17 protein-coding genes and 4 tRNA genes are annotated in these 18,321 nt (G+C 62.3%); 17 read left to right on the forward strand and 4 right to left on the reverse strand.

Annotated elements, in window-relative coordinates; translation table 11 throughout:
* Positions 1–150: 150 nt before the first annotated feature.
* Positions 151–885 (forward strand): osmolarity response regulator transcription factor OmpR, encoded by a 735-nt coding sequence (gene ompR / locus NRG74_RS19265; RefSeq protein WP_007161260.1) that lies wholly within the window; start codon positions 151–153, stop codon positions 883–885.
* A gap of 40 nt (positions 886–925) precedes the next feature.
* On the opposite strand, the gene NRG74_RS19270 is transcribed toward ompR, so the two are convergent.
* On the reverse strand, positions 926–1,798 hold the full coding sequence (locus NRG74_RS19270; protein WP_064308151.1) for an undecaprenyl-diphosphate phosphatase: 873 nt from the start codon (positions 1,796–1,798) through the stop codon (positions 926–928).
* 137 nt (positions 1,799–1,935) lie between these two features.
* Between NRG74_RS19270 and NRG74_RS19275 the strand changes: the two genes are divergently transcribed.
* Positions 1,936–3,255, forward strand: coding sequence for an ATP-binding protein (locus NRG74_RS19275; RefSeq protein WP_017639500.1), 1,320 nt, complete (start codon positions 1,936–1,938; stop codon positions 3,253–3,255).
* A gap of 150 nt (positions 3,256–3,405) precedes the next feature.
* Here the strand turns inward: NRG74_RS19275 and rimK are convergent, their stop codons facing one another.
* The 3 genes from rimK to NRG74_RS19290 form a co-directional block, all read right to left on the reverse strand.
* Positions 3,406–4,311 (reverse strand): 30S ribosomal protein S6--L-glutamate ligase, encoded by a 906-nt coding sequence (rimK, locus tag NRG74_RS19280; protein ID WP_017639501.1) that lies wholly within the window; start codon positions 4,309–4,311, stop codon positions 3,406–3,408.
* The gene (locus NRG74_RS19285; protein ID WP_231356116.1) at positions 4,308–4,718 is read right to left on the reverse strand and encodes an ATP-dependent zinc protease family protein; all 411 of its coding nucleotides are present in this window, start codon (positions 4,716–4,718) and stop codon (positions 4,308–4,310) included. The genes rimK and NRG74_RS19285 overlap by 4 nt, the downstream gene beginning before the upstream one ends.
* An 81-nt stretch (positions 4,719–4,799) precedes the next feature.
* Positions 4,800–5,576 (reverse strand): EAL domain-containing protein, encoded by a 777-nt coding sequence (locus tag NRG74_RS19290; protein WP_017639503.1) that lies wholly within the window; start codon positions 5,574–5,576, stop codon positions 4,800–4,802.
* A gap of 118 nt (positions 5,577–5,694) precedes the next feature.
* Here NRG74_RS19290 and NRG74_RS19295 point away from each other — a divergent pair, with 118 nt between their 5' ends.
* The 15 genes from NRG74_RS19295 to rpoB all read left to right on the forward strand — a co-directional run bounded on the left by NRG74_RS19295 (position 5,695) and on the right by rpoB (position 18,273).
* Positions 5,695–6,078, forward strand: coding sequence for an RNA-binding S4 domain-containing protein (locus tag NRG74_RS19295; protein WP_257705076.1), 384 nt, complete (start codon positions 5,695–5,697; stop codon positions 6,076–6,078).
* A gap of 107 nt (positions 6,079–6,185) precedes the next feature.
* The gene (hslO, locus tag NRG74_RS19300; RefSeq protein WP_017639504.1) at positions 6,186–7,079 is read left to right on the forward strand and encodes an Hsp33 family molecular chaperone HslO; all 894 of its coding nucleotides are present in this window, start codon (positions 6,186–6,188) and stop codon (positions 7,077–7,079) included.
* A gap of 104 nt (positions 7,080–7,183) precedes the next feature.
* The gene (locus NRG74_RS19305; RefSeq protein WP_017639505.1) at positions 7,184–8,725 is read left to right on the forward strand and encodes a phosphoenolpyruvate carboxykinase; all 1,542 of its coding nucleotides are present in this window, start codon (positions 7,184–7,186) and stop codon (positions 8,723–8,725) included.
* 219 nt (positions 8,726–8,944) lie between these two features.
* Positions 8,945–9,029, forward strand: a tRNA-Tyr gene (locus tag NRG74_RS19310).
* Positions 9,030–9,052: 23 nt separating this feature from the next.
* Positions 9,053–9,126, forward strand: a tRNA-Gly gene (locus NRG74_RS19315).
* Between the two features lie 20 nt (positions 9,127–9,146).
* Positions 9,147–9,222: transfer RNA gene (locus NRG74_RS19320), tRNA-Thr, on the forward strand.
* Positions 9,223–9,305: 83 nt separating this feature from the next.
* Entirely contained in the window at positions 9,306–10,499 is a 1,194-nt protein-coding gene (gene tuf, locus NRG74_RS19325; protein ID WP_160921986.1) for an elongation factor Tu, read from the forward strand.
* Between the two features lie 54 nt (positions 10,500–10,553).
* Positions 10,554–10,629, forward strand: a tRNA-Trp gene (locus NRG74_RS19330).
* Positions 10,630–10,664: 35 nt separating this feature from the next.
* Entirely contained in the window at positions 10,665–11,033 is a 369-nt protein-coding gene (gene secE, locus NRG74_RS19335; RefSeq protein ID WP_017641864.1) for a preprotein translocase subunit SecE, read from the forward strand.
* 11 nt (positions 11,034–11,044) lie between these two features.
* Positions 11,045–11,578 carry a transcription termination/antitermination protein NusG gene (gene nusG / locus NRG74_RS19340; RefSeq protein ID WP_026083932.1) on the forward strand — a complete coding sequence of 178 codons (534 nt, stop codon included), beginning with the start codon at positions 11,045–11,047 and terminating at the stop codon, positions 11,576–11,578.
* Between the two features lie 112 nt (positions 11,579–11,690).
* Complete coding sequence (rplK, locus tag NRG74_RS19345) at positions 11,691–12,122, forward strand: 50S ribosomal protein L11 (RefSeq protein WP_017641866.1); 432 nt, start codon at positions 11,691–11,693, stop codon at positions 12,120–12,122.
* Positions 12,122–12,817: a 50S ribosomal protein L1 gene (gene rplA / locus NRG74_RS19350; RefSeq protein WP_017641867.1), complete on the forward strand. Its 696-nt coding sequence runs from the start codon at positions 12,122–12,124 to the stop codon at positions 12,815–12,817. The genes rplK and rplA overlap by 1 nt, the downstream gene beginning before the upstream one ends.
* 208 nt (positions 12,818–13,025) lie before the next feature.
* Complete coding sequence (gene rplJ / locus NRG74_RS19355) at positions 13,026–13,526, forward strand: 50S ribosomal protein L10 (protein WP_017641868.1); 501 nt, start codon at positions 13,026–13,028, stop codon at positions 13,524–13,526.
* A gap of 80 nt (positions 13,527–13,606) precedes the next feature.
* Positions 13,607–13,975: a 50S ribosomal protein L7/L12 gene (gene rplL / locus NRG74_RS19360; protein ID WP_017641869.1), complete on the forward strand. Its 369-nt coding sequence runs from the start codon at positions 13,607–13,609 to the stop codon at positions 13,973–13,975.
* Positions 13,976–14,199: 224 nt separating this feature from the next.
* The gene (rpoB, locus tag NRG74_RS19365) at positions 14,200–18,273 is read left to right on the forward strand and encodes a DNA-directed RNA polymerase subunit beta (protein WP_026083933.1); all 4,074 of its coding nucleotides are present in this window, start codon (positions 14,200–14,202) and stop codon (positions 18,271–18,273) included.
* Positions 18,274–18,321 lie beyond the last annotated feature (48 nt).

Here is an 18,321-nt window from a genome sequence, read left to right on the forward strand (position 1 = left end):
AAGCGGGCCGCAGTATACCCGAGCCCACCGGGCCGCCGCTTCCTGCGCCACCACCACCGCCCGCGGTGGGGCAAAATCTGCTAACAATGGCCCAACGCCGCGGTCGGATGGCCTACGGCATAATCCAGTGCTAGATCACAAGGAGATATTATGAGCACCCCTGCTGCCCCAGAAGGTGAAAAGATCCTGGTCGTCGATGACGACGCCCGGCTGCGCCGCCTCTTGGAGCGTTTTCTAGCCGAACAGGGTTATCGCGTACGCACCGTCGAGAGCGCCGAACAGATGGACCGCCTGTTGGCGCGGGAAGTCTTCAATCTAGTCGTTCTCGATCTGATGATGCCTGGCGAAGACGGCCTGTCCGCCTGCGGTCGGCTGCGTGAGAGCGGCAATCGCATTCCCATCATCATGCTGACCGCCAAGGGCGACGAAGGCAGCCGCATCCAGGGCCTCGACCAGGGTGCCGACGACTATCTGGCCAAGCCCTTCAACCCGCTGGAGCTGGTGGCCCGCATCAAGGCCGTGCTGCGTCGCCAGGCCCCGGTGGTACCTGGCGCCCCCGCCGGGACCGACGAGGTGGTGACCTTTGGCGACTACGCCCTGCACCTGGCCACCCGCGAACTCAAGCGTGGCGAAGAGACCCACATGCTCACCACCGGCGAATTCGCCGTGCTCAAGGCGCTGGTCGATCACGCCCGCGAGCCACTGACCCGCGACAAGCTGATGAATCTGGCCCGCGGTCGCGAATGGGATGCCCTGGAGCGCTCCATCGACGTCCAGATTTCGCGGCTGCGCCGGATGATCGAGCCCGATCCGTCCAAGCCGCGCTATATCCAGACCGTCTGGGGCGTGGGTTACGTCTTCGTACCGGACGGCGCCGGCAAGTAAGGCAGGTAGCCGGGGCATCGCGCCCCGGCTAGGGGGTGGTTCAGGCGAACAAGCCTTGATGCACGCCCACCAGCAGAAATATCCCCAGCAGCGCGCGATAGATGATGAAGGGCCAGGTCGAGAAGCGTTCCAGAAAGCGCATCAGGCCCCAGATCGCGGCAAAGGCCGACAGGCTCGCCACCAGCAAGCCCACCAGCAGCAGCGACCAGGCTTCGGCCGGGATGTGCGCGTGCCAGAGCACCACCAGCTCCTTGAGTCCCGCCAGGGCGATGGCCGGCAGGCCCAGCAGGAAGGAGAAGCGCGCGGCTTCCTCGCGACGCAGATTGAGGAACATGGCGGCGGTCAAGGTCGAGCCCGAGCGGGACACGCCCGGAATCAGCGCGCCGACCTGGGCGATCCCCACGATCAGGGCATCGCGCAGGCGCATCTGCGAGATGTCTCTGTTATGCCGGCAGAGCCGCTCCGCCAGGGCCAGCAGGGCGGCCATGGCCAGACAGGCATAGCCGATGACGCTCAGGCCCCGCAGCGGCGAGTCGCAGGCGTTGAGCAGGGGCGCCAGCAAGAGTCCGGCGATGCAGATGGGAATGGTCGCCAGCACGATCATCACTGCCAGCAGGAAGTCCGGGCTGTCGAAGTCGCGCTGGCGCACCGCGGCGAGGCTGCCCCGGGTCACACCGCTGACATCGCGCCAGAAGTAGCTGATCACCGCGGCCAGGGCCGCCATCTGCATGGCGGCGGAAAAGGCCGAACCGGGATCGCGCCAGCCGAGCAGCGCGGGGACCACCCGCATGTGCGCCGTGGACGAAATGGGAAGCAGCTCGGTGATACCCTGCACCACGCCGAGAAAGGCGATCTGCGCATAGCTGAGCGAGGCGAAGCCGATGTCCAGGCCGGTCTGGCAGATGTCGGACACGAGAGAACTCCAGGTCGAAGGGAAAAAATGGACGAGCAAATGTATCCGAATGTTTCCATGTCGGGTTGCCTATCTGAACCCTGCAACCCCAGAGGTTGTGATGGCTTTCGCGCCGTTTTGCGCGGAAATCCTGGTCGATGAAGGCGCCTAGCTGGTTTCCCCAGAGTTTCTTCGCCCGCTCGCTGTGGATGGTCCTGCTCGCGGTGCTGTTTTCCAAGGCGCTGACCCTGGTCTATCTGCTGCTCAACGAGGACGTCCTGGTCGATCGCCAGTACAGCCATGGCGCGGCCCTGACACTCAGGGCCTACTGGGCCACCCCGGAAGCCGAGCGGCCGCGCATCGCCCAGGCCGCCGGCCTGCGCTACGAGTCGCCCGAGACCGTACCGGCCGGGGAGTACCACTGGCCCTACAGCGAGATCTTCGAGCGCCAGATGAAACAGGAGCTGGGCGAGGAGACCGAGGTGCGGGTGCGGGTCCAGCACGGGCCAGCGCTCTGGGTGCTGGCGCCCACCCTTGGGCCGGACTGGATCAAGATCCCGCTGATGGCCCACCCCCTGCGCGGTCAGCACATCTGGAGCGTACTCGGCTGGTTCCTGGCCATCGGCCTGCTGTCCGTCGGCGCCGCCTGGGTCTTCGTGCGGCAGCTCAACCAGCCCTTGCGGCGCCTGGTGAATGCCGCGCGCGAGCTGGGCAAGGGGCGTAGCGTACGGCTGCCGGAAACCGATGCCCCCAGCGAGATCCAGGACGTCTACCACGCCTTCAACCAGATGGCCGAAGACGTCGAGCAGGCCGGTCGCGAGCGCGAGCTGATGCTGGCCGGCGTCTCCCATGACCTGCGCACGCCCCTGACCCGCCTGCGGCTGGCGGTGGAGCTGATGCCGCCGGCCGAGCGCGAAGAGGCGGAGGACATGATCCGCGACATCGAGGACATGAACGCCATCCTCGACCAGTTCCTCGCCTTCGTCCGTGACGGTCGCGACGAACCTCAGGAACTCACCAACCTCAACGAGCTGGCCCGCCAGGTGGTGGCGCCCTACAACCAGCACACGGAGCGGGTGCGGCTGATGCTGGACGTCCTGCCGCCGCTGCCGGTGCGACGCATCTCCTTCAAGCGGCTGCTGACCAACCTGGTGGAAAACGCCCTGCGCCATGGCGGCGGTGGCGGTATCGAGGTGGTCGGGCAGGTCGCGGGATCGGCCACGGCGCCCTATGTCGCCCTGAGCGTCATGGATCGTGGTCCCGGCATCGATCCCAAGGACCTGCAGGACATCTTCAATCCCTTCACCCGAGGCAATCGCGCCCGCACCGTCAGCGGTTCCGGGCTGGGCCTGGCCATCGTCAAGCGCATCGCCGCGCAGCACGGCGGCAGCGCCGAGCTGCGTAACCGCGAAGGCGGCGGCGTGGAAGCCCGGGTGCTATTGCCCCTGGGCCTGCTGCTTCCCCGCAGCGCCAGCTGATCCTTCGGCCATGGCGGAGCTACACCTGAACCTGTAGGAGCAACTGTTTTAGCGCGGCCATGGGCCGCTCCTACGGTTACGCTGGAGACTGTAGGAGCGGCCCATGGCCGCGATAACGCGAACGCCCAAACCACCCCTGGAACAAGTGCCTCAACCCTTGCCCTTGGTCCGCGTCAGCCCCGGCTCGGCGTTCTTTTCCAAGTACTCGATGATGATCCCGGCCACGTCCTTGCCGGTGGTCTGCTCGATGCCTTCCAGGCCGGGCGAGGAATTGACCTCCATCACCAGCGGGCCGTGATTGGATCTGAGGATATCCACCCCGGCCACGCTCAGGCCCATGGCCCGGGCCGCACGCAGGGCGGTCATGCGTTCCTCTGGGGTGATCTTGATCAGGCTGGCGGTACCGCCGCGATGCAGATTGGAGCGGAATTCCCCGGGCGCGGCCTGGCGTTTCATCGCGGCGATCACCTTGTCGCCGACCACGAAGCAGCGGATGTCCGCGCCGCCCGCCTCGCGGATGTATTCCTGCACCATGATGTTCTGCTTGAGCCCCATGAAGGCCTCGATCACCGATTCGGCTGCCTTCTCGGTCTCGCACAGCACCACCCCGATGCCCTGGGTGCCTTCCAGCACCTTGATCACCAGCGGCGCGCCATTGACCATCCGGATCAGGTCCGGCACGTCGTCCGGAGAATGGGCGAAGCCCGTCACCGGCAGACCGATGCCCTTGCGCGAGAGCAGCTGCAGGGAGCGCAACTTGTCGCGCGAACGGCTGATGGCCACGCTCTCGTTGAGCGGAAAGACCCCTTGCATCTCGAACTGGCGCAGCACCGCGCAGCCATAGAAGGTCACCGAGGCACCGATGCGCGGGATGACTGCGTCGAAGCCTTCCAACGGTTTGCCGCGGTAATGGATCTGTGGCTTGTGGCTGGCGATGTTCATGTACGCGCGCAAGGTGTCGACCACGACCACCTCATGGCCGCGGCTGACGCCGGCTTCGACCAGGCGCCGGGTGGAGTACAGATTGGGGTTACGCGAGAGAACGGCGATTTTCATGGGGCACCGGAGGCCGGAGTAAGGGACAACTGGGGTTTGTCTTGCGCATAGGAGACGGCCGGATTCACCAGCAGGCCACCATCGATCAAGGCCTTGGAGCCGAGCAGCATGCGATAGCGCATGCTCTTGCGACAGGCTAGGGTGAATTCCACCGGCCACTGGCATTCGCCCAGGGCCAGCAGGGTACGGATGACATAGCGGGTCTGGGCGATACCGTTGGAACTGCGGATGGTCTTTTTCGCCACCAGCGGCGCTTCGCAATGGCGATGCCGGGATTGGACCAGGGTGCCCAGGTGCACGGTGAATCTCACCCAGCGTTCCTTGCCGCGCATGAAGGGCTGGACTTCCGTCGCATGCAGGGCCGAGGTGCTGGCGCCGGTATCGATCTTGGCTCTCAGGCCCACCACGCCCAGTTCGGGCAAGGCCACCCACTCACTCAGGCCGATAATGACCGGTTCGGCGGAATTGCTCATCGCTGCTCCTTGAAATCAGTGGCCTCCGCCTAAATGTTGCGGATCGACGAGCTGCTTGAAGGCTGGTTTGGCGAACAGATACCCCTGCATCAGCTCGATCCCGAGGTCGCGCAGGCAATCGCGTTCGGCCACGGTCTCCACGCCCTCGGCGATCACCTGGGTGCCCAGTTCGCGGCACATGACGATCAGGTTGCGCACGATGGTCCGCCGTACTTGGTCCCGGTCGATGTCGCGGATGAGCGCCATGTCGAGCTTGACCAGGTCGGGTTGGAATTCGGCCAGCAGCGTCAGGCCGGAATGACCGGCACCGAAGTCGTCGATGGCGGTCTTGAAGCCGAATTGCTGATACTCGCGCAGGATGTGCGTCAGGTGGTTACTGGCCACGTGCTCGGTTTCCACCGTCTCGAAGATCAGCCGCTCCAGCGGAAAGCCGTGCTCACGCGCGGCGGCCAGGGTGCTGCGGATGCACAGCTCCGGACGATAGACGGCGTTGGGCAGGAAGTTGATCGACAGACTCTCCTGCAGGCCCAGGGTCGCCGCGGTGGCGATCGCCTTGGTGCGGCAGAGCTGGTCGAAACGATAGCGGTTACTGTCGGTCACCTGATTGAGCACCGACAGCGCGCCTTCGCCGCCCGGTCCGCGTACCAGCGCTTCCCGGGCGAAGACCGCGCCTTTGCCCAGGTCCACGATGGGCTGATAGGCGAAGTCGAAGTCGAAGCCCAGGGGTTCCGACTGCTGGCAACCCGCGCAGCGGGTCTGGCCGGTCAGGTCGGAAGGAAAGAATGTGGTCATGGCTCTCCAGAGGCGCGCTTGCAGCGTCGGTCCGATGGTTTAGAGTTCTTGAGAAGAGTCTAAGACCCAATAGGGGACCTTTTATTCGATGTATGCAGTAGATCACACTGAAGAACGGATGCGCCTCGACAAATGGCTGTGGGCGGCACGTTTTTTCAAGACCCGTGCGTTGGCCAAGGCAGCCCTCGAAGGCGGCAAGGTCCAGTGCCGTGGCGAGCGCTGCAAGCCCAGCAAGGAGCCCCGTGTCGGCGATGTTCTCACCATTCGTCAGGGCTATGACGAAAAGACCGTGGTGATCATCGCCCTGTCGCAGAATCGCCGCGGTGCGCCCGAAGCCCAGCAGCTCTATACCGAGACGCCGGAAAGCCTCAAGGCGCGCGAACAGGCCGCAGCCGCGCGTAAGGCGGGCAACCTCGGGCTACAGACCGATGGCCGGCCCACCAAGAAGCAGCGTCGACAGATCCATCAGTTCCGCGAGTACGTCCACCCGTTCGACGACTGATCCCGTCTCGACTCGTCGGATCCCTTTCCTGGCCAGGTCCGCTCGCCGGTCCTGGCATGCGCCGGGAGCGTCACGTTTCGCGGCCTTCCTCCTTATATAGGTAGTTCATGACTTCCCACGATTTCACCCAACGCTTCCTGTTCGACGAAACCGACGTCCGCGGCGAACTGGCCACGCTGGACCGCAGCTACGTCGAGGTCCTGGCCAAGCATTCCTACCCCGAGCCGGTCGCCCAGCTGCTGGGCGAGATGCTGGCGGCGGCTGCCCTACTGTGCGGAACCCTCAAGTTCGAAGGGCTGCTGGTGCTCCAGGCACGCTCCAGCGGCCCCATCCCGCTTCTCATGGTCGAATGTTCCAGCGAGCGTGAGGTGCGCGGCATCGCCCGCTACGAAGAAGCCGAGATCACCGCGTCCGCCTCCCTGGGCGAACTCATGCCCGATGGCGTCCTGGCCCTGACCATCGATCCCCGGCATGGCCAGCGTTACCAGGGCATCGTCCCGCTGGAGGGCGCCAACCTGGCCGAATGCCTGTCCGGCTACTTCGCCACCTCCGAACAACTGCCCACCCGTTTCTGGCTGAACGCCGACGGTCGCCGCGCCCGCGGCCTGCTGCTCCAGCAGCTGCCGCCGTCGCGCATCAAGGATGCCCAGGCCCGTCAGGACAGTTGGGAGCATGTCGTCACCCTGGCCGATACCCTCACGGCCGAAGAGCTGCTGGGTCTCGACAACGAGGTGATCCTGCATCGCCTGTTCCACGAGGAAGCGGTGCGCCTGTTCGACGAGCAACCGGTGGCCTTCAGCTGCAGCTGCTCGCGTGATCGGGCGGCCAATGCCCTGATCAGCATGGGGCAGGCGGACGTCGAGAGTCTGCTCGACGAACAGCAGGGAGAAATTCGGGTCGATTGTCAGTTTTGCAATGAGCAGCAGGTGTTCGACGCCGCCGATATCACGCAGATTTTTGCGGGCGGCGGCACGCAAACCCCAGGAAATACCCGGCACTAGCCGTTGCAAAAGCCCGAAGGCTTTCTGGCATAATCCCGCAACGTGTAGTTCTGCCGTGTAAGAGCTACAAGCATGAGGAACGGCCCAGGGCCATGGGGAACGAAATGACGAAAGCCAACGTGTATACCGATATCAGCGTCGCGCAGTTAGTGGAAGAGTCCCTGCGACGTGGCGAAGGAGAGCTGGCCGCCAATGGCTCGCTGGTCGTCAAGACGGGGCATCGCACGGGGCGTTCGCCGGTAGATCGCTTCATCGTCGAGGAAGCCTCCACGCGCGATGCCATCCACTGGGGGCCGATCAACCGTGCCTTCCCAGAGGAGAAGTTCGCACCGCTGTGGGAGCGCGTCAGCGCTTACCTGGACGAGCGTGATCAATTCGTCTCCCACGTGCATGTAGGTGCCGATGTCGAGCACTACCTGCCCGTCGTCATGCGCACCCAGACCGCCTGGCACAATCTGTTCGGCCGCTGCCTGTTCATCAATCCGGCCGAATACAATCCTCAGTCCAAGCCGGCCTGGGAGATCATCAACGCGCCTGAGTTCGTCTGCGAGCCCGCGCGTGACGGCACCAATTCTGACGGTACCGTCATCATCAACTTCGCCGCTCGCAAGGTGCTGATCGCCGGCATGCGCTACGCCGGCGAGATGAAGAAGGCCATGTTCTCGGTGCAGAACTTCCTGCTGCCGGAAAAGGACGTGCTGCCGATGCACTGCGCCGCCAACGTGGGCGAGGAGGGTGATGTCACCCTGTTCTTCGGTCTCTCCGGTACCGGCAAGACCACCCTGTCCGCCGACCAGAGCCGCTACCTCATCGGTGACGACGAGCACGGCTGGGGCGTGGGCACCGTCTTCAACATGGAAGGGGGTTGCTACGCCAAGTGCATCGACCTGTCCGAGAAGAACGAGCCGGTGATCTGGAAGGCCATCCAGTTCGGCGCCGTGCTGGAGAACGTGGTTCTGGATCCCCAGACCCGTCAGCCCAACTATGCCGACGACAGCCTGACCCAGAACAGCCGGGCGGCCTATCCGCGCGAGCTGATCGACAAGCGCGCCGAGCACAACCTGGGTGGCGAGCCCAACGCGGTCATCTTTTTGACCTGCGACCTCACCGGTGTCCTGCCCCCGGTATCCATCCTTAATAATGAGCAGGCGGCCTACCACTTCCTGTCCGGCTACACCGCCCTGGTCGGCTCAACCGAGATGGGTTCCGGTCCCGGCATCAAGTCGACCTTCTCCACCTGCTTCGGCGCGCCCTTCTTCCCACGTCCGGCGGCTGAATACGCCGATCTGCTGATTAAGCGCATCCAGGGCTTTGGCTCCAAAGTGTACCTGGTCAACACCGGCTGGACCGGTGGCGGTTACGGCGTCGGCAAGCGCTTCAATATCCCGACTACCCGTGCGGTCATCGCGGCCATCCAGAGCGGTTCCCTCATTGGTACCGAGACCCGCCACGTGCCGGTCATCAACCTCGACGTCCCGGTCGCCGTTCCCGGCGTGGACAGCGTCCTGCTCAATCCTCGCGATACCTGGCAGGATGGCGCAGCCTATGACGCCGCCGCGCGGGAGCTGGCTGGCAAGTTCGTCGAGAATTTCAAGAAGTTCTCCGGCGTCTCCGAAGGCATCCTGGCGGCTGGTCCCCAGCTGTAAGCAGGGCGATTGCCTGTGAACAAAGGCCGCCGATAGGGCGGCCTTTGTTTTTTAAGCTTTTTTTGCGTTTTGGGGTTGCATGGTTCGTTGTGATTGCATAAACTGCGCCCGCTTTCGCTGATAACGCTAGCGAGCGACGCGAAAGCATTGATTGTTAAGGAAATTTTAAAAAGATCCTTGACAAGAGGAGGGCAGATGAAGAAAATGCCGCCTCACTTTGGAGGGGTTCCCGAGTGGCCAAAGGGATCAGACTGTAAATCTGACGTCGCAGACTTCGAAGGTTCGAATCCTTCCCCCTCCACCAGATTGCTAGAGCGCTTAGGCTCTGCGGGTATAGTTCAGTGGTAGAACCTCAGCCTTCCAAGCTGATGATGCGGGTTCGATTCCCGCTACCCGCTCCAGTTTGACTGGCAAATGTTTCGCTCATGTAGCTCAGTTGGTAGAGCACACCCTTGGTAAGGGTGAGGTCAGCGGTTCAAATCCGCTCATGAGCTCCATCTTAAAAGGCAGATATGAAAATATCTGCCTTTGTTTTAATGGCGGCATTGCTTTGCTCAATTCGTGAAGGGAGAGAGTGTCGATGGCTAAAGAAAAGTTTGAACGTAACAAGCCGCACCTGAACGTGGGCACCATCGGTCACGTCGACCATGGCAAGACCACTCTGACCGCAGCGCTGACCAAAGTCTGTGCCGACACCTGGGGCGGTTCCGCTCGTGGTTTCGACCAGATCGATAACGCGCCGGAAGAAAAGGCTCGCGGTATCACCATCAACACCTCCCACGTTGAGTACGACTCGGCGATCCGTCACTACGCGCACGTCGACTGCCCCGGCCACGCCGACTACGTGAAGAACATGATCACCGGTGCTGCCCAGATGGACGGCGCGATCCTGGTTTGCTCGGCTGCTGACGGCCCCATGCCGCAGACCCGCGAGCACATCCTGCTGTCCCGTCAGGTAGGCGTTCCCTACATCGTCGTGTTCCTGAACAAGGCCGACATGGTTGACGACGCCGAGCTGCTGGAACTGGTCGAAATGGAAGTTCGCGATCTGCTGAACACCTATGACTTCCCCGGCGACGACACCCCGATCGTCATCGGCTCCGCGCTGATGGCTCTGAACGGTAACGACGACAACGAAATGGGTACCTCCGCCGTGCGCAAGCTGGTCGAGACCCTGGACTCGTACATCCCCGAGCCCGAGCGTGCCATCGACAAGCCGTTCCTGATGCCGATCGAAGACGTGTTCTCGATCTCCGGTCGCGGCACCGTGGTAACCGGTCGTGTCGAGCGTGGCATCGTCAAGGTCCAGGAAGAAGTCGAGATCGTGGGCATCAAGGCCACCGTCAAGACCACCTGCACCGGCGTTGAAATGTTCCGCAAGCTGCTGGACGAAGGCCGTGCTGGCGAGAACGTCGGCGTGCTGCTGCGTGGCACCAAGCGTGAAGATGTGGAACGTGGTCAGGTGCTGGCCAAGCCGAACACCATCAAGCCGCACACCAAGTTCGAGTGCGAAGTGTACGTGCTGTCCAAGGAAGAAGGTGGTCGTCACACCCCGTTCTTTAAGGGCTACCGTCCGCAGTTCTACTTCCGCACCACCGACGTGACCGGTAACTGCGAGCTGCCGGAAGGCGTCGAGATGGTGATGCCGGGCGACAACATCAAGATGGTTGTCACCCTGATCGCTCCGATCGCGATGGAAGACGGTCTGCGTTTCGCCATTCGTGAAGGCGGTCGTACTGTCGGCGCCGGCGTGGTTGCCAAGATCATCGAGTAATCGATTGATCTTGGCCTGTCAGGTCGGCATAATGGTCGGCCTGATTCAAGTTACAGGCCAGTAGCTCAATTGGCAGAGCGGCGGTCTCCAAAACCGCAGGTTGGGGGTTCGATTCCCTCCTGGCCTGCCAGATTCCCATCTGGCACTCCTTACAGGATTCATGCAATGAGCATCAAGGCGGAAGCCAAAGAGTCGCGCTTCGATGCGCTGAAGTGGCTGGTGGTTGTCGTTCTGGTAGCGATCGGTGTTGTTGCCAATCACTACTTCGCTGCTCAGTCCATCCTGTATCGAGTGGTAGGTCTGTTGGTGCTGGCGGCTATCGCTGCCTTCGTTGCGCTGCAGACCGCCAAGGGGCAGGCCTTCTTTGGCTTGCTGAAAGACGCCCGTACCGAGATTCGCAAGGTTGTCTGGCCTACCCGGCAAGAGACCACCCAGACCACGCTGATCGTGGTTGCGGTGGTGCTCGTGATGGCTTTGTTGTTGTGGGGGCTAGACTCCCTGCTCGGTTGGCTGGTTTCCACGATTGTTGGTTGAAAGGGTTCGCCGTGGCTAAGCGTTGGTACGTCGTGCATGCCTACTCGGGTTACGAGAAGCATGTCATGCGTTCGTTGATCGAGCGCGTCAAGCTGCACGAAATGGAAGACGAGTTCGGCGACATTCTCGTGCCCACCGAAGAAGTGGTGGAAATGCGCAATGGCCAGAAGCGCAAGAGCGAGCGTAAGTTTTTCCCAGGATACGTCCTAGTGCAGATGGAGATGAACGAAGGGACTTGGCACCTGGTCAAGGATACCCCTCGCGTCATGGGCTTCATCGGCGGTACCGCCGACAAGCCGGCGCCCATCACTGATCGTGAGGCGGATGCGATTCTGCGTCGTGTCTCCGACAGCAGCGACAAGCCCAAGCCGAAGACCCTGTTCGAAGCGGGTGAGACGGTTCGGGTGGTGGACGGTCCGTTCGCCGACTTCAACGGCGTTGTCGAAGAAGTGAATTACGAGAAGAGCCGCATCCACGTGGCGGTACTGATCTTTGGTCGGTCGACCCCTGTGGAGCTCGAGTTCAGCCAGGTCGAAAAGGTCTAGGTTGTTCGCATCCCCCACCCCGTAGCCCCGGCTGCGGGGTTTTGTCGTCACTGGGATATAGCAAGTAATTGGGGAGCCCCGCGGGGCGTTGAACCCATCATTGGAGTAGCACATGGCTAAGAAAATTCAGGCTTACATCAAGCTGCAGGTTAAGGCCGCTCAAGCCAACCCGAGCCCGCCGGTCGGTCCGGCGCTGGGTCAGCACGGCGTCAACATCATGGAATTCTGCAAGGCGTTCAACGCCCGCACTCAGGGCATGGAGCCCGGTCTGCCCACCCCGGTGATCATCACCGTGTACAGCGACCGTAGCTTCACCTTCGAAATCAAGAGCACCCCGGCCTCCGTGCTGCTCAAGAAGGCGGCTGGCATCAAGAGCGGTTCCGCTCGTCCGAACAGCCAGAAGGTCGGTACCGTCACCCGCGCCCAGCTGGAAGAGATCGCCAAGACCAAGAATGCCGATCTCACCGCCGCCGATATGGACGCCGCCGTGCGTACCATCGCCGGTTCCGCTCGTAGCATGGGTCTGAATGTGGAGGGCGTGTAATGGCCAAGCTCACTAAGCGTCAAAAGGCTATCGCCGAAAAAATCCAGGCTGGCAAGCAGTACGGCTTCGAAGAAGCTGCAGCCCTGCTGGCCGAGCTGTCCACCATCAAGTTCAAGGAGTCCATCGACGTCTCCGTGAACCTGGGCGTGGATCCGCGTAAATCCGACCAGGTCGTTCGTGGCGCCACCGTGCTGCCCAATGGCACTGGCAAGTCGGTTCGCGTTGCAGTGTTCACCCAGGGTGCCAATGCCGAAGCCGCACTGGCTGCCGGTGCCGAAAGAGTCGGCATGGACGACCTGGCTGCCGAGATGAAGGGCGGCGACCTGAACTATGACGTGGTCATCGCCTCGCCGGACGCCATGCGCGTTGTTGGTCAGCTGGGTCAGCTGCTCGGCCCGCGTGGTCTGATGCCTAACCCCAAGGTTGGCACCGTGACCCCGGACGTCGCTACCGCCGTCAAGAATGCCAAGGCTGGTCAGGTGCGTTTCCGTACCGACAAGAACGGCATCATTCACGCTTCCGTTGGCAAGATCGATTTCGAGCCCGTGAAGCTGAAGCAGAACGTTGAAGCTCTGCTGGCCGACCTGAAGCGCCTGAAGCCCTCGACCTCCAAGGGCATCTACGTCAAGCGCATCACCCTGAGCTCCACCATGGGCCCGGGTCTGCAGATCGACCAGGCTTCCCTGGAAGCCTAAGCAGGACACAAGTCGCCGTGCCTTCGGGCGCGGCGCCAAGATTGGGGTCCCTGCCTGGCGGGGGCTGTCCAAGACCGTAGGGGACGCAGGTCTTAAACCGGGGAAACCCTAGCCTACGCAGATGGTGCTCCCGATTCGGTTACCGAGTCAGACACCAAAACGCCGCCCAGTCCATCGGGCGAAACGGTAACATCCAGGAGTTAAACCCGTGGCAATCAAACTCGAAGACAAGAAGGCTATCGTCGCTGAAGTCAACGAGGCTGCCCAAGGTGCCCTGTCCGCTGTCGTGGCCGATGCCCGTGGCGTGACTGTGGGTGCCATGACCGGACTCCGTAAAGAGGCCCGCGCGGCTGGTGTCTATGTACGTGTCGTACGTAACACCCTGCTGCGTCGTGCCGTTGAAGGCACGTCTTTCGACGTCCTCAACGACACCTTCAAGGGCCCGACCCTGATCGCGTTCTCCCAAGAGCATCCGGGCGCTGCCGCCCGTATCTTCAAGGATTTCGCCAAGGGTCAGGACAAGTTCGAGATCAAGGCCGCCGCGTTCGAAGGCAAGCTCATTCCAGCCAACCAGATCGACGTACTGGCAACCCTGCCGACCTACGACGAAGCTGTGTCCCAGCTGATGAGTGTCATCCAGGGCGCTACCAGCAAGCTGGCTCGTACCCTCGCCGCCATTCGCGACCAAAAGGAAGCTGCCGCCGCCTAATCCGTGCGTGCTGCGTTTCCTGCAAGTCTTTCTTATTATTTGCGGCCTGAAGCCGCACCCTGTTATAGGAATCTAGAGTCATGGCTCTGACCAACGAAGACATCATCAACGCCGTATCCGAAATGTCCGTCATGCAAGTGGTGGAACTGATCAAGGCGATGGAAGAGAAGTTCGGCGTGACCGCCGCTGCCGCCGTTGCCGCTGGCCCGGCTGCTGCCGCTGCCGTCGTCGAAGAGCAGACCGAATTCACCATCATGTTGACCGAAGCCGGCGACAAGAAAGTGAACGTCATTAAGGTCGTTCGTGAACTGACCGGTCTGGGCCTGAAAGAAGCCAAGGCTGTCGTTGACGGCGCCCCGGGCGTGGTCAAGGAAGGCGTTTCCAAAGAGGAAGCCGAGGCTGCCAAGAAGTCTCTGGAAGAAGCAGGCGCCAAGGTCGAGCTCAAGTAAGTTCGGTTCTTGCGTCTACAGCCGCAACGTCTCACGTTCGGCTGATGGCTGGTGGCGAACGCCACCGGCCTTTTGCCGTTTTGTGCAGGGCGAGCATATCCGCCTGGCAAAACGCGCTGTATCCACCTCGCTCTCGGGGTGCGGCAAACCAAGGGTTTGCACGATTTTCCGGCTGCTCCCGTCGGAGAGGCCAAACAAGCTGGTGACCAAGCTGGGGAACGCTGATGGCTTACTCATACACTGAGAAAAAACGTATCCGCAAGGACTTTAGCAAGTTGCCGCACGTCATGGACGTGCCCTATTTGCTGGCTATCCAACTGGATTCGTACCGCGAATTCCTGCAGGCGGGCGCAGGCAAAGACCAGTTCCGCGATATCGGCCTGCATGCGGCCTTCAAGTCCGTTTTCCCGATTATCAGCTATTCCGGCAATGCGGCCCTGGAATACGTCGGCTATCGCCTGGGCGAGCCGGCTTTCGATGTGAAGGAATGCGTCCTGCGCGGCGTGACCTTCGCCGTCCCGCTGCGGGTCAAGGTTCGCCTGATCATCTTCGACCGCGAGTCGTCGAACAAGGCGATCAAGGACATCAAGGAGCAGGAAGTCTACATGGGGGAAATCCCCCTGATGACCGAGAACGGTACCTTCATCATCAACGGTACCGAGCGTGTCATCGTGTCCCAGCTGCACCGCAGCCCGGGCGTGTTCTTCGACCACGACCGCGGCAAGACCCACAGCTCGGGCAAGCTGCTGTACTCGGCGCGCATCATTCCCTACCGCGGCTCCTGGCTGGACTTCGAGTTCGACCCCAAGGACGCCGTCTTCGTGCGTATCGACCGCCGCCGCAAACTGCCGGCCTCGGTCCTGCTGCGCGCGCTCGGCTACAGCACCGAAGAAGTGCTGGACGCCTTCTATGACACCAACGTCTTCCACATCAAGGGCGAGACCCTGAACCTGGAACTGGTGCCCCAGCGCCTGCGTGGTGACATCGCCAGCTTCGACATCAAGGACGAAACCGGCAAGGTGATCGTGGAGCAGGGCCGTCGCGTGACCGCTCGCCACATCAACCAACTGGAAAAGTCCGGCATCACCGAGCTGGAAGTGCCCTTCGATTACGTCATTGGCCGTACCACCGCCAAGGCCATCGTGCACCCGTCCACCGGCGAGATCATCGCCGAGTGCAACACCGAGCTGACCCTGGACATGCTGGCCAAGATGGCCAAGGCCAATGTCGTGCGGCTCGAGACGCTGTACACCAACGACATCGACTGTGGTCCGTTCATCTCCGATACCCTGAAGATCGACTCCACCGGCAACCAGCTGGAAGCCCTGGTCGAGATCTATCGGATGATGCGTCCTGGCGAGCCGCCGACCAAGGAAGCTGCCGAGACCCTGTTCAACAACCTGTTCTTCAGCGCCGAGCGTTACGACCTGTCCGCCGTTGGCCGCATGAAGTTCAACCGCCGTATCGGTCGCGATGCCATCGAAGGCTCGGGCGTGCTGAGCCGCGAAGACATCGTCGACGTGCTCAAGACCCTGGTCGACATCCGTAATGGCAAGGGTATCGTCGACGACATCGACCACCTGGGTAACCGTCGTGTCCGTTGCGTCGGTGAAATGGCCGAGAACCAGTTCCGCGTGGGCCTGGTGCGGGTGGAGCGTGCCGTCAAGGAACGCCTGTCCATGGCCGAAAGCGAAGGCCTGATGCCGCAGGACCTGATCAACGCCAAGCCGGTGGCCGCCGCGATCAAGGAATTCTTCGGTTCCAGCCAGCTGTCCCAGTTCATGGACCAGAACAACCCGCTGTCGGAGATCACCCACAAGCGCCGCGTCTCCGCACTCGGCCCGGGCGGTCTGACCCGTGAGCGCGCCGGCTTCGAAGTCCGTGACGTACACCCGACGCACTACGGCCGGGTCTGCCCGATCGAAACGCCGGAAGGTCCGAACATCGGCCTGATCAACTCCCTGGCCGCCTATGCCCGCACCAACCAGTACGGCTTCCTCGAAAGCCCGTACCGCATGGTCAAGGACGGCGTGGCTACCGACGAGATCGTCTTCCTGTCGGCCATCGAAGAAGCCAACCACGTCATCGCCCAGGCCTCCGCCGGCCTGGACGAGAACAACCGGCTGATCGATGAGCTGGTGGCCGTGCGTCACCTGAACGAATTCACCGTCAAGGCGCCCGAAGACGTCACCCTGATGGACGTTTCGCCCAAGCAGGTCGTCTCCGTCGCCGCCTCGCTGATTCCGTTCCTCGAGCACGACGACGCCAACCGCGCGCTGATGGGTTCCAACATGCAGCGTCAGGCCGTGCCGACCCTGCGTTCGGACAAGCCGCTGGTGGGTACCGGCATGGAGCGCAACGTCGCCCGTGACTCCGGCGTCTGCGTCGTGGCTCGTCGTGGTGGCGTGATCGACTCCGTCGATGCCAGCCGTATCGTGGTGCGTGTCAACGATGCCGAAGTCGAAACCGGTGAAGCCGGTGTCGACATCTACAACCTGACCAAGTACACCCGTTCCAACCAGAACACCTGCATCAACCAGCGTCCGCTAGTGAGCAAGGGTGATCAGGTGGCCAAGTTCGACATCCTGGCCGATGGCCCCTCGACCGACATGGGCGAGCTGGCACTGGGTCAGAACATGCGCGTGGCCTTCATGCCCTGGAACGGCTTCAACTTCGAAGACTCCATCTGTCTGTCGGAGCGTGTGGTCCAGGAAGATCGCTTCACCACCATCCACATCCAGGAACTGACCTGTGTGGCCCGTGACACCAAGCTCGGCCCGGAGGAGATCACCTCCGACATCCCGAACGTGGGTGAGGCTGCGCTGAACAAGCTGGACGAGGCCGGTATCGTCTACGTCGGTGCCGAGGTCGGCGCCGGTGACATCCTGGTCGGCAAGGTCACGCCCAAGGGCGAAACCCAGCTGACCCCGGAAGAGAAGCTGCTGCGCGCCATCTTCGGCGAGAAGGCCAGCGACGTGAAGGACACTTCCCTGCGTGTGCCCACTGGCACTAAGGGTACCGTCATCGACGTCCAGGTCTTCACCCGTGACGGCGTCGAGCGCGACTCCCGCGCCCTGGCCATCGAGAAGTCCCAGCTCGACGAGATCCGCAAGGATCTGAACGAAGAGTTCCGCATCGTCGAAGGCGCGACCTTCGAGCGTCTGCGTCAGGCCCTGGTCGGTCAGGTCGCCGAAGGCGGTCCGGCGGTCAAGAAGGGTGCCGTCATCACCGACGAGTACCTGAACGGCCTGGAGCGCGGTCAGTGGTTCAAGCTGCGCATGGCGGAAGATGCTCACAACGAGCAGCTGGAAAAGGCCCAGGCCTACCTGTCCGACCGTCGCCAGCTGCTGGACGACAAGTTCGAAGACAAGAAGCGCAAGCTGCAGCAGGGCGATGACCTGGCGCCGGGCGTACTGAAGATCGTTAAGGTCTACCTCGCCATCAAGCGCCGCATCCAGCCGGGCGACAAGATGGCTGGTCGTCACGGTAACAAGGGTGTGGTCTCGGTGATCATGCCGGTCGAAGACATGCCCTACGACGCCAACGGCACGCCGGTGGACATCGTGCTGAACCCGCTGGGCGTACCCTCGCGGATGAACGTCGGTCAGATCCTCGAAACCCACCTGGGCCTTGCGGCCAAGGGCCTGGGCGAGAAGATCAACGTGATGATCGAAGAGCAGCGCAAGGTTGCAGAGCTGCGCAGCTTCCTGCACGAGATCTACAACGAGATCGGTGGCCGTCAGGAGAAGCTCGACGACCTGAGCGATCAGGAAGTCCTCGACCTGGCGAAGAACCTGCGCGGCGGTGTTCCCATGGCTACCCCGGTGTTCGACGGTGCCAAGGAAAGCGAGATCAAGGCTATGCTGAAGCTGGCCGATCTGCCGGAGAGCGGCCAGATGCGTCTGTACGACGGCCGCACTGGCAATGCCTTCGAGCGCACCACCACCGTTGGCTACATGTACATGCTCAAGCTGAACCACCTGGTGGACGACAAGATGCACGCCCGTTCCACCGGTTCCTACAGCCTGGTTACCCAGCAGCCGCTGGGTGGTAAGGCGCAGTTCGGTGGTCAGCGTTTCGGGGAGATGGAGGTCTGGGCACTGGAGGCCTATGGCGCGGCTTACACCCTGCAGGAAATGCTGACGGTGAAGTCGGACGATGTGAACGGCCGGACCAAGATGTACAAGAACATCGTGGACGGAGATCACCGCATGGAGGCCGGCATGCCCGAGTCCTTCAACGTACTGATCAAGGAAATCCGTTCGCTCGGCATCGATATCGAACTGGAAACCGAATAACACGAGACCCTAGAGGAGACGACCGCGCGGCGGTCGTCTCCGGTCCGT

This window comes from Pseudomonas oryzihabitans (genome assembly GCF_024652905.1).
GTDB lineage: Bacteria > Pseudomonadota > Gammaproteobacteria > Pseudomonadales > Pseudomonadaceae > Chryseomonas > Chryseomonas benzopyrenica.

What these genes read in the sequence shown, in the direction of transcription:
- secE (WP_017641864.1), top strand. Translation starts at nt 10,665, where the DNA reads ATGAGCATCAAGGCGGAAGCCAAAGAGTCGCGCTTCGATGCGCTGAAG.
- rplK (WP_017641866.1), top strand. Translation starts at nt 11,691, where the DNA reads ATGGCTAAGAAAATTCAGGCTTACATCAAGCTGCAGGTTAAGGCCGCT.
- NRG74_RS19290 (WP_017639503.1), bottom strand. Translation starts at nt 5,576, where the DNA reads ATGACCACATTCTTTCCTTCCGACCTGACCGGCCAGACCCGCTGCGCG.
- NRG74_RS19275 (WP_017639500.1), top strand. Translation starts at nt 1,936, where the DNA reads ATGAAGGCGCCTAGCTGGTTTCCCCAGAGTTTCTTCGCCCGCTCGCTG.
- ompR (WP_007161260.1), top strand. Translation starts at nt 151, where the DNA reads ATGAGCACCCCTGCTGCCCCAGAAGGTGAAAAGATCCTGGTCGTCGAT.
- tuf (WP_160921986.1), top strand. Translation starts at nt 9,306, where the DNA reads ATGGCTAAAGAAAAGTTTGAACGTAACAAGCCGCACCTGAACGTGGGC.
- NRG74_RS19295 (WP_257705076.1), top strand. Translation starts at nt 5,695, where the DNA reads ATGCGCCTCGACAAATGGCTGTGGGCGGCACGTTTTTTCAAGACCCGT.
- hslO (WP_017639504.1), top strand. Translation starts at nt 6,186, where the DNA reads ATGACTTCCCACGATTTCACCCAACGCTTCCTGTTCGACGAAACCGAC.
- rimK (WP_017639501.1), bottom strand. Translation starts at nt 4,311, where the DNA reads ATGAAAATCGCCGTTCTCTCGCGTAACCCCAATCTGTACTCCACCCGG.
- rpoB (WP_026083933.1), top strand. Translation starts at nt 14,200, where the DNA reads ATGGCTTACTCATACACTGAGAAAAAACGTATCCGCAAGGACTTTAGC.
- rplA (WP_017641867.1), top strand. Translation starts at nt 12,122, where the DNA reads ATGGCCAAGCTCACTAAGCGTCAAAAGGCTATCGCCGAAAAAATCCAG.
- rplL (WP_017641869.1), top strand. Translation starts at nt 13,607, where the DNA reads ATGGCTCTGACCAACGAAGACATCATCAACGCCGTATCCGAAATGTCC.
- NRG74_RS19305 (WP_017639505.1), top strand. Translation starts at nt 7,184, where the DNA reads ATGACGAAAGCCAACGTGTATACCGATATCAGCGTCGCGCAGTTAGTG.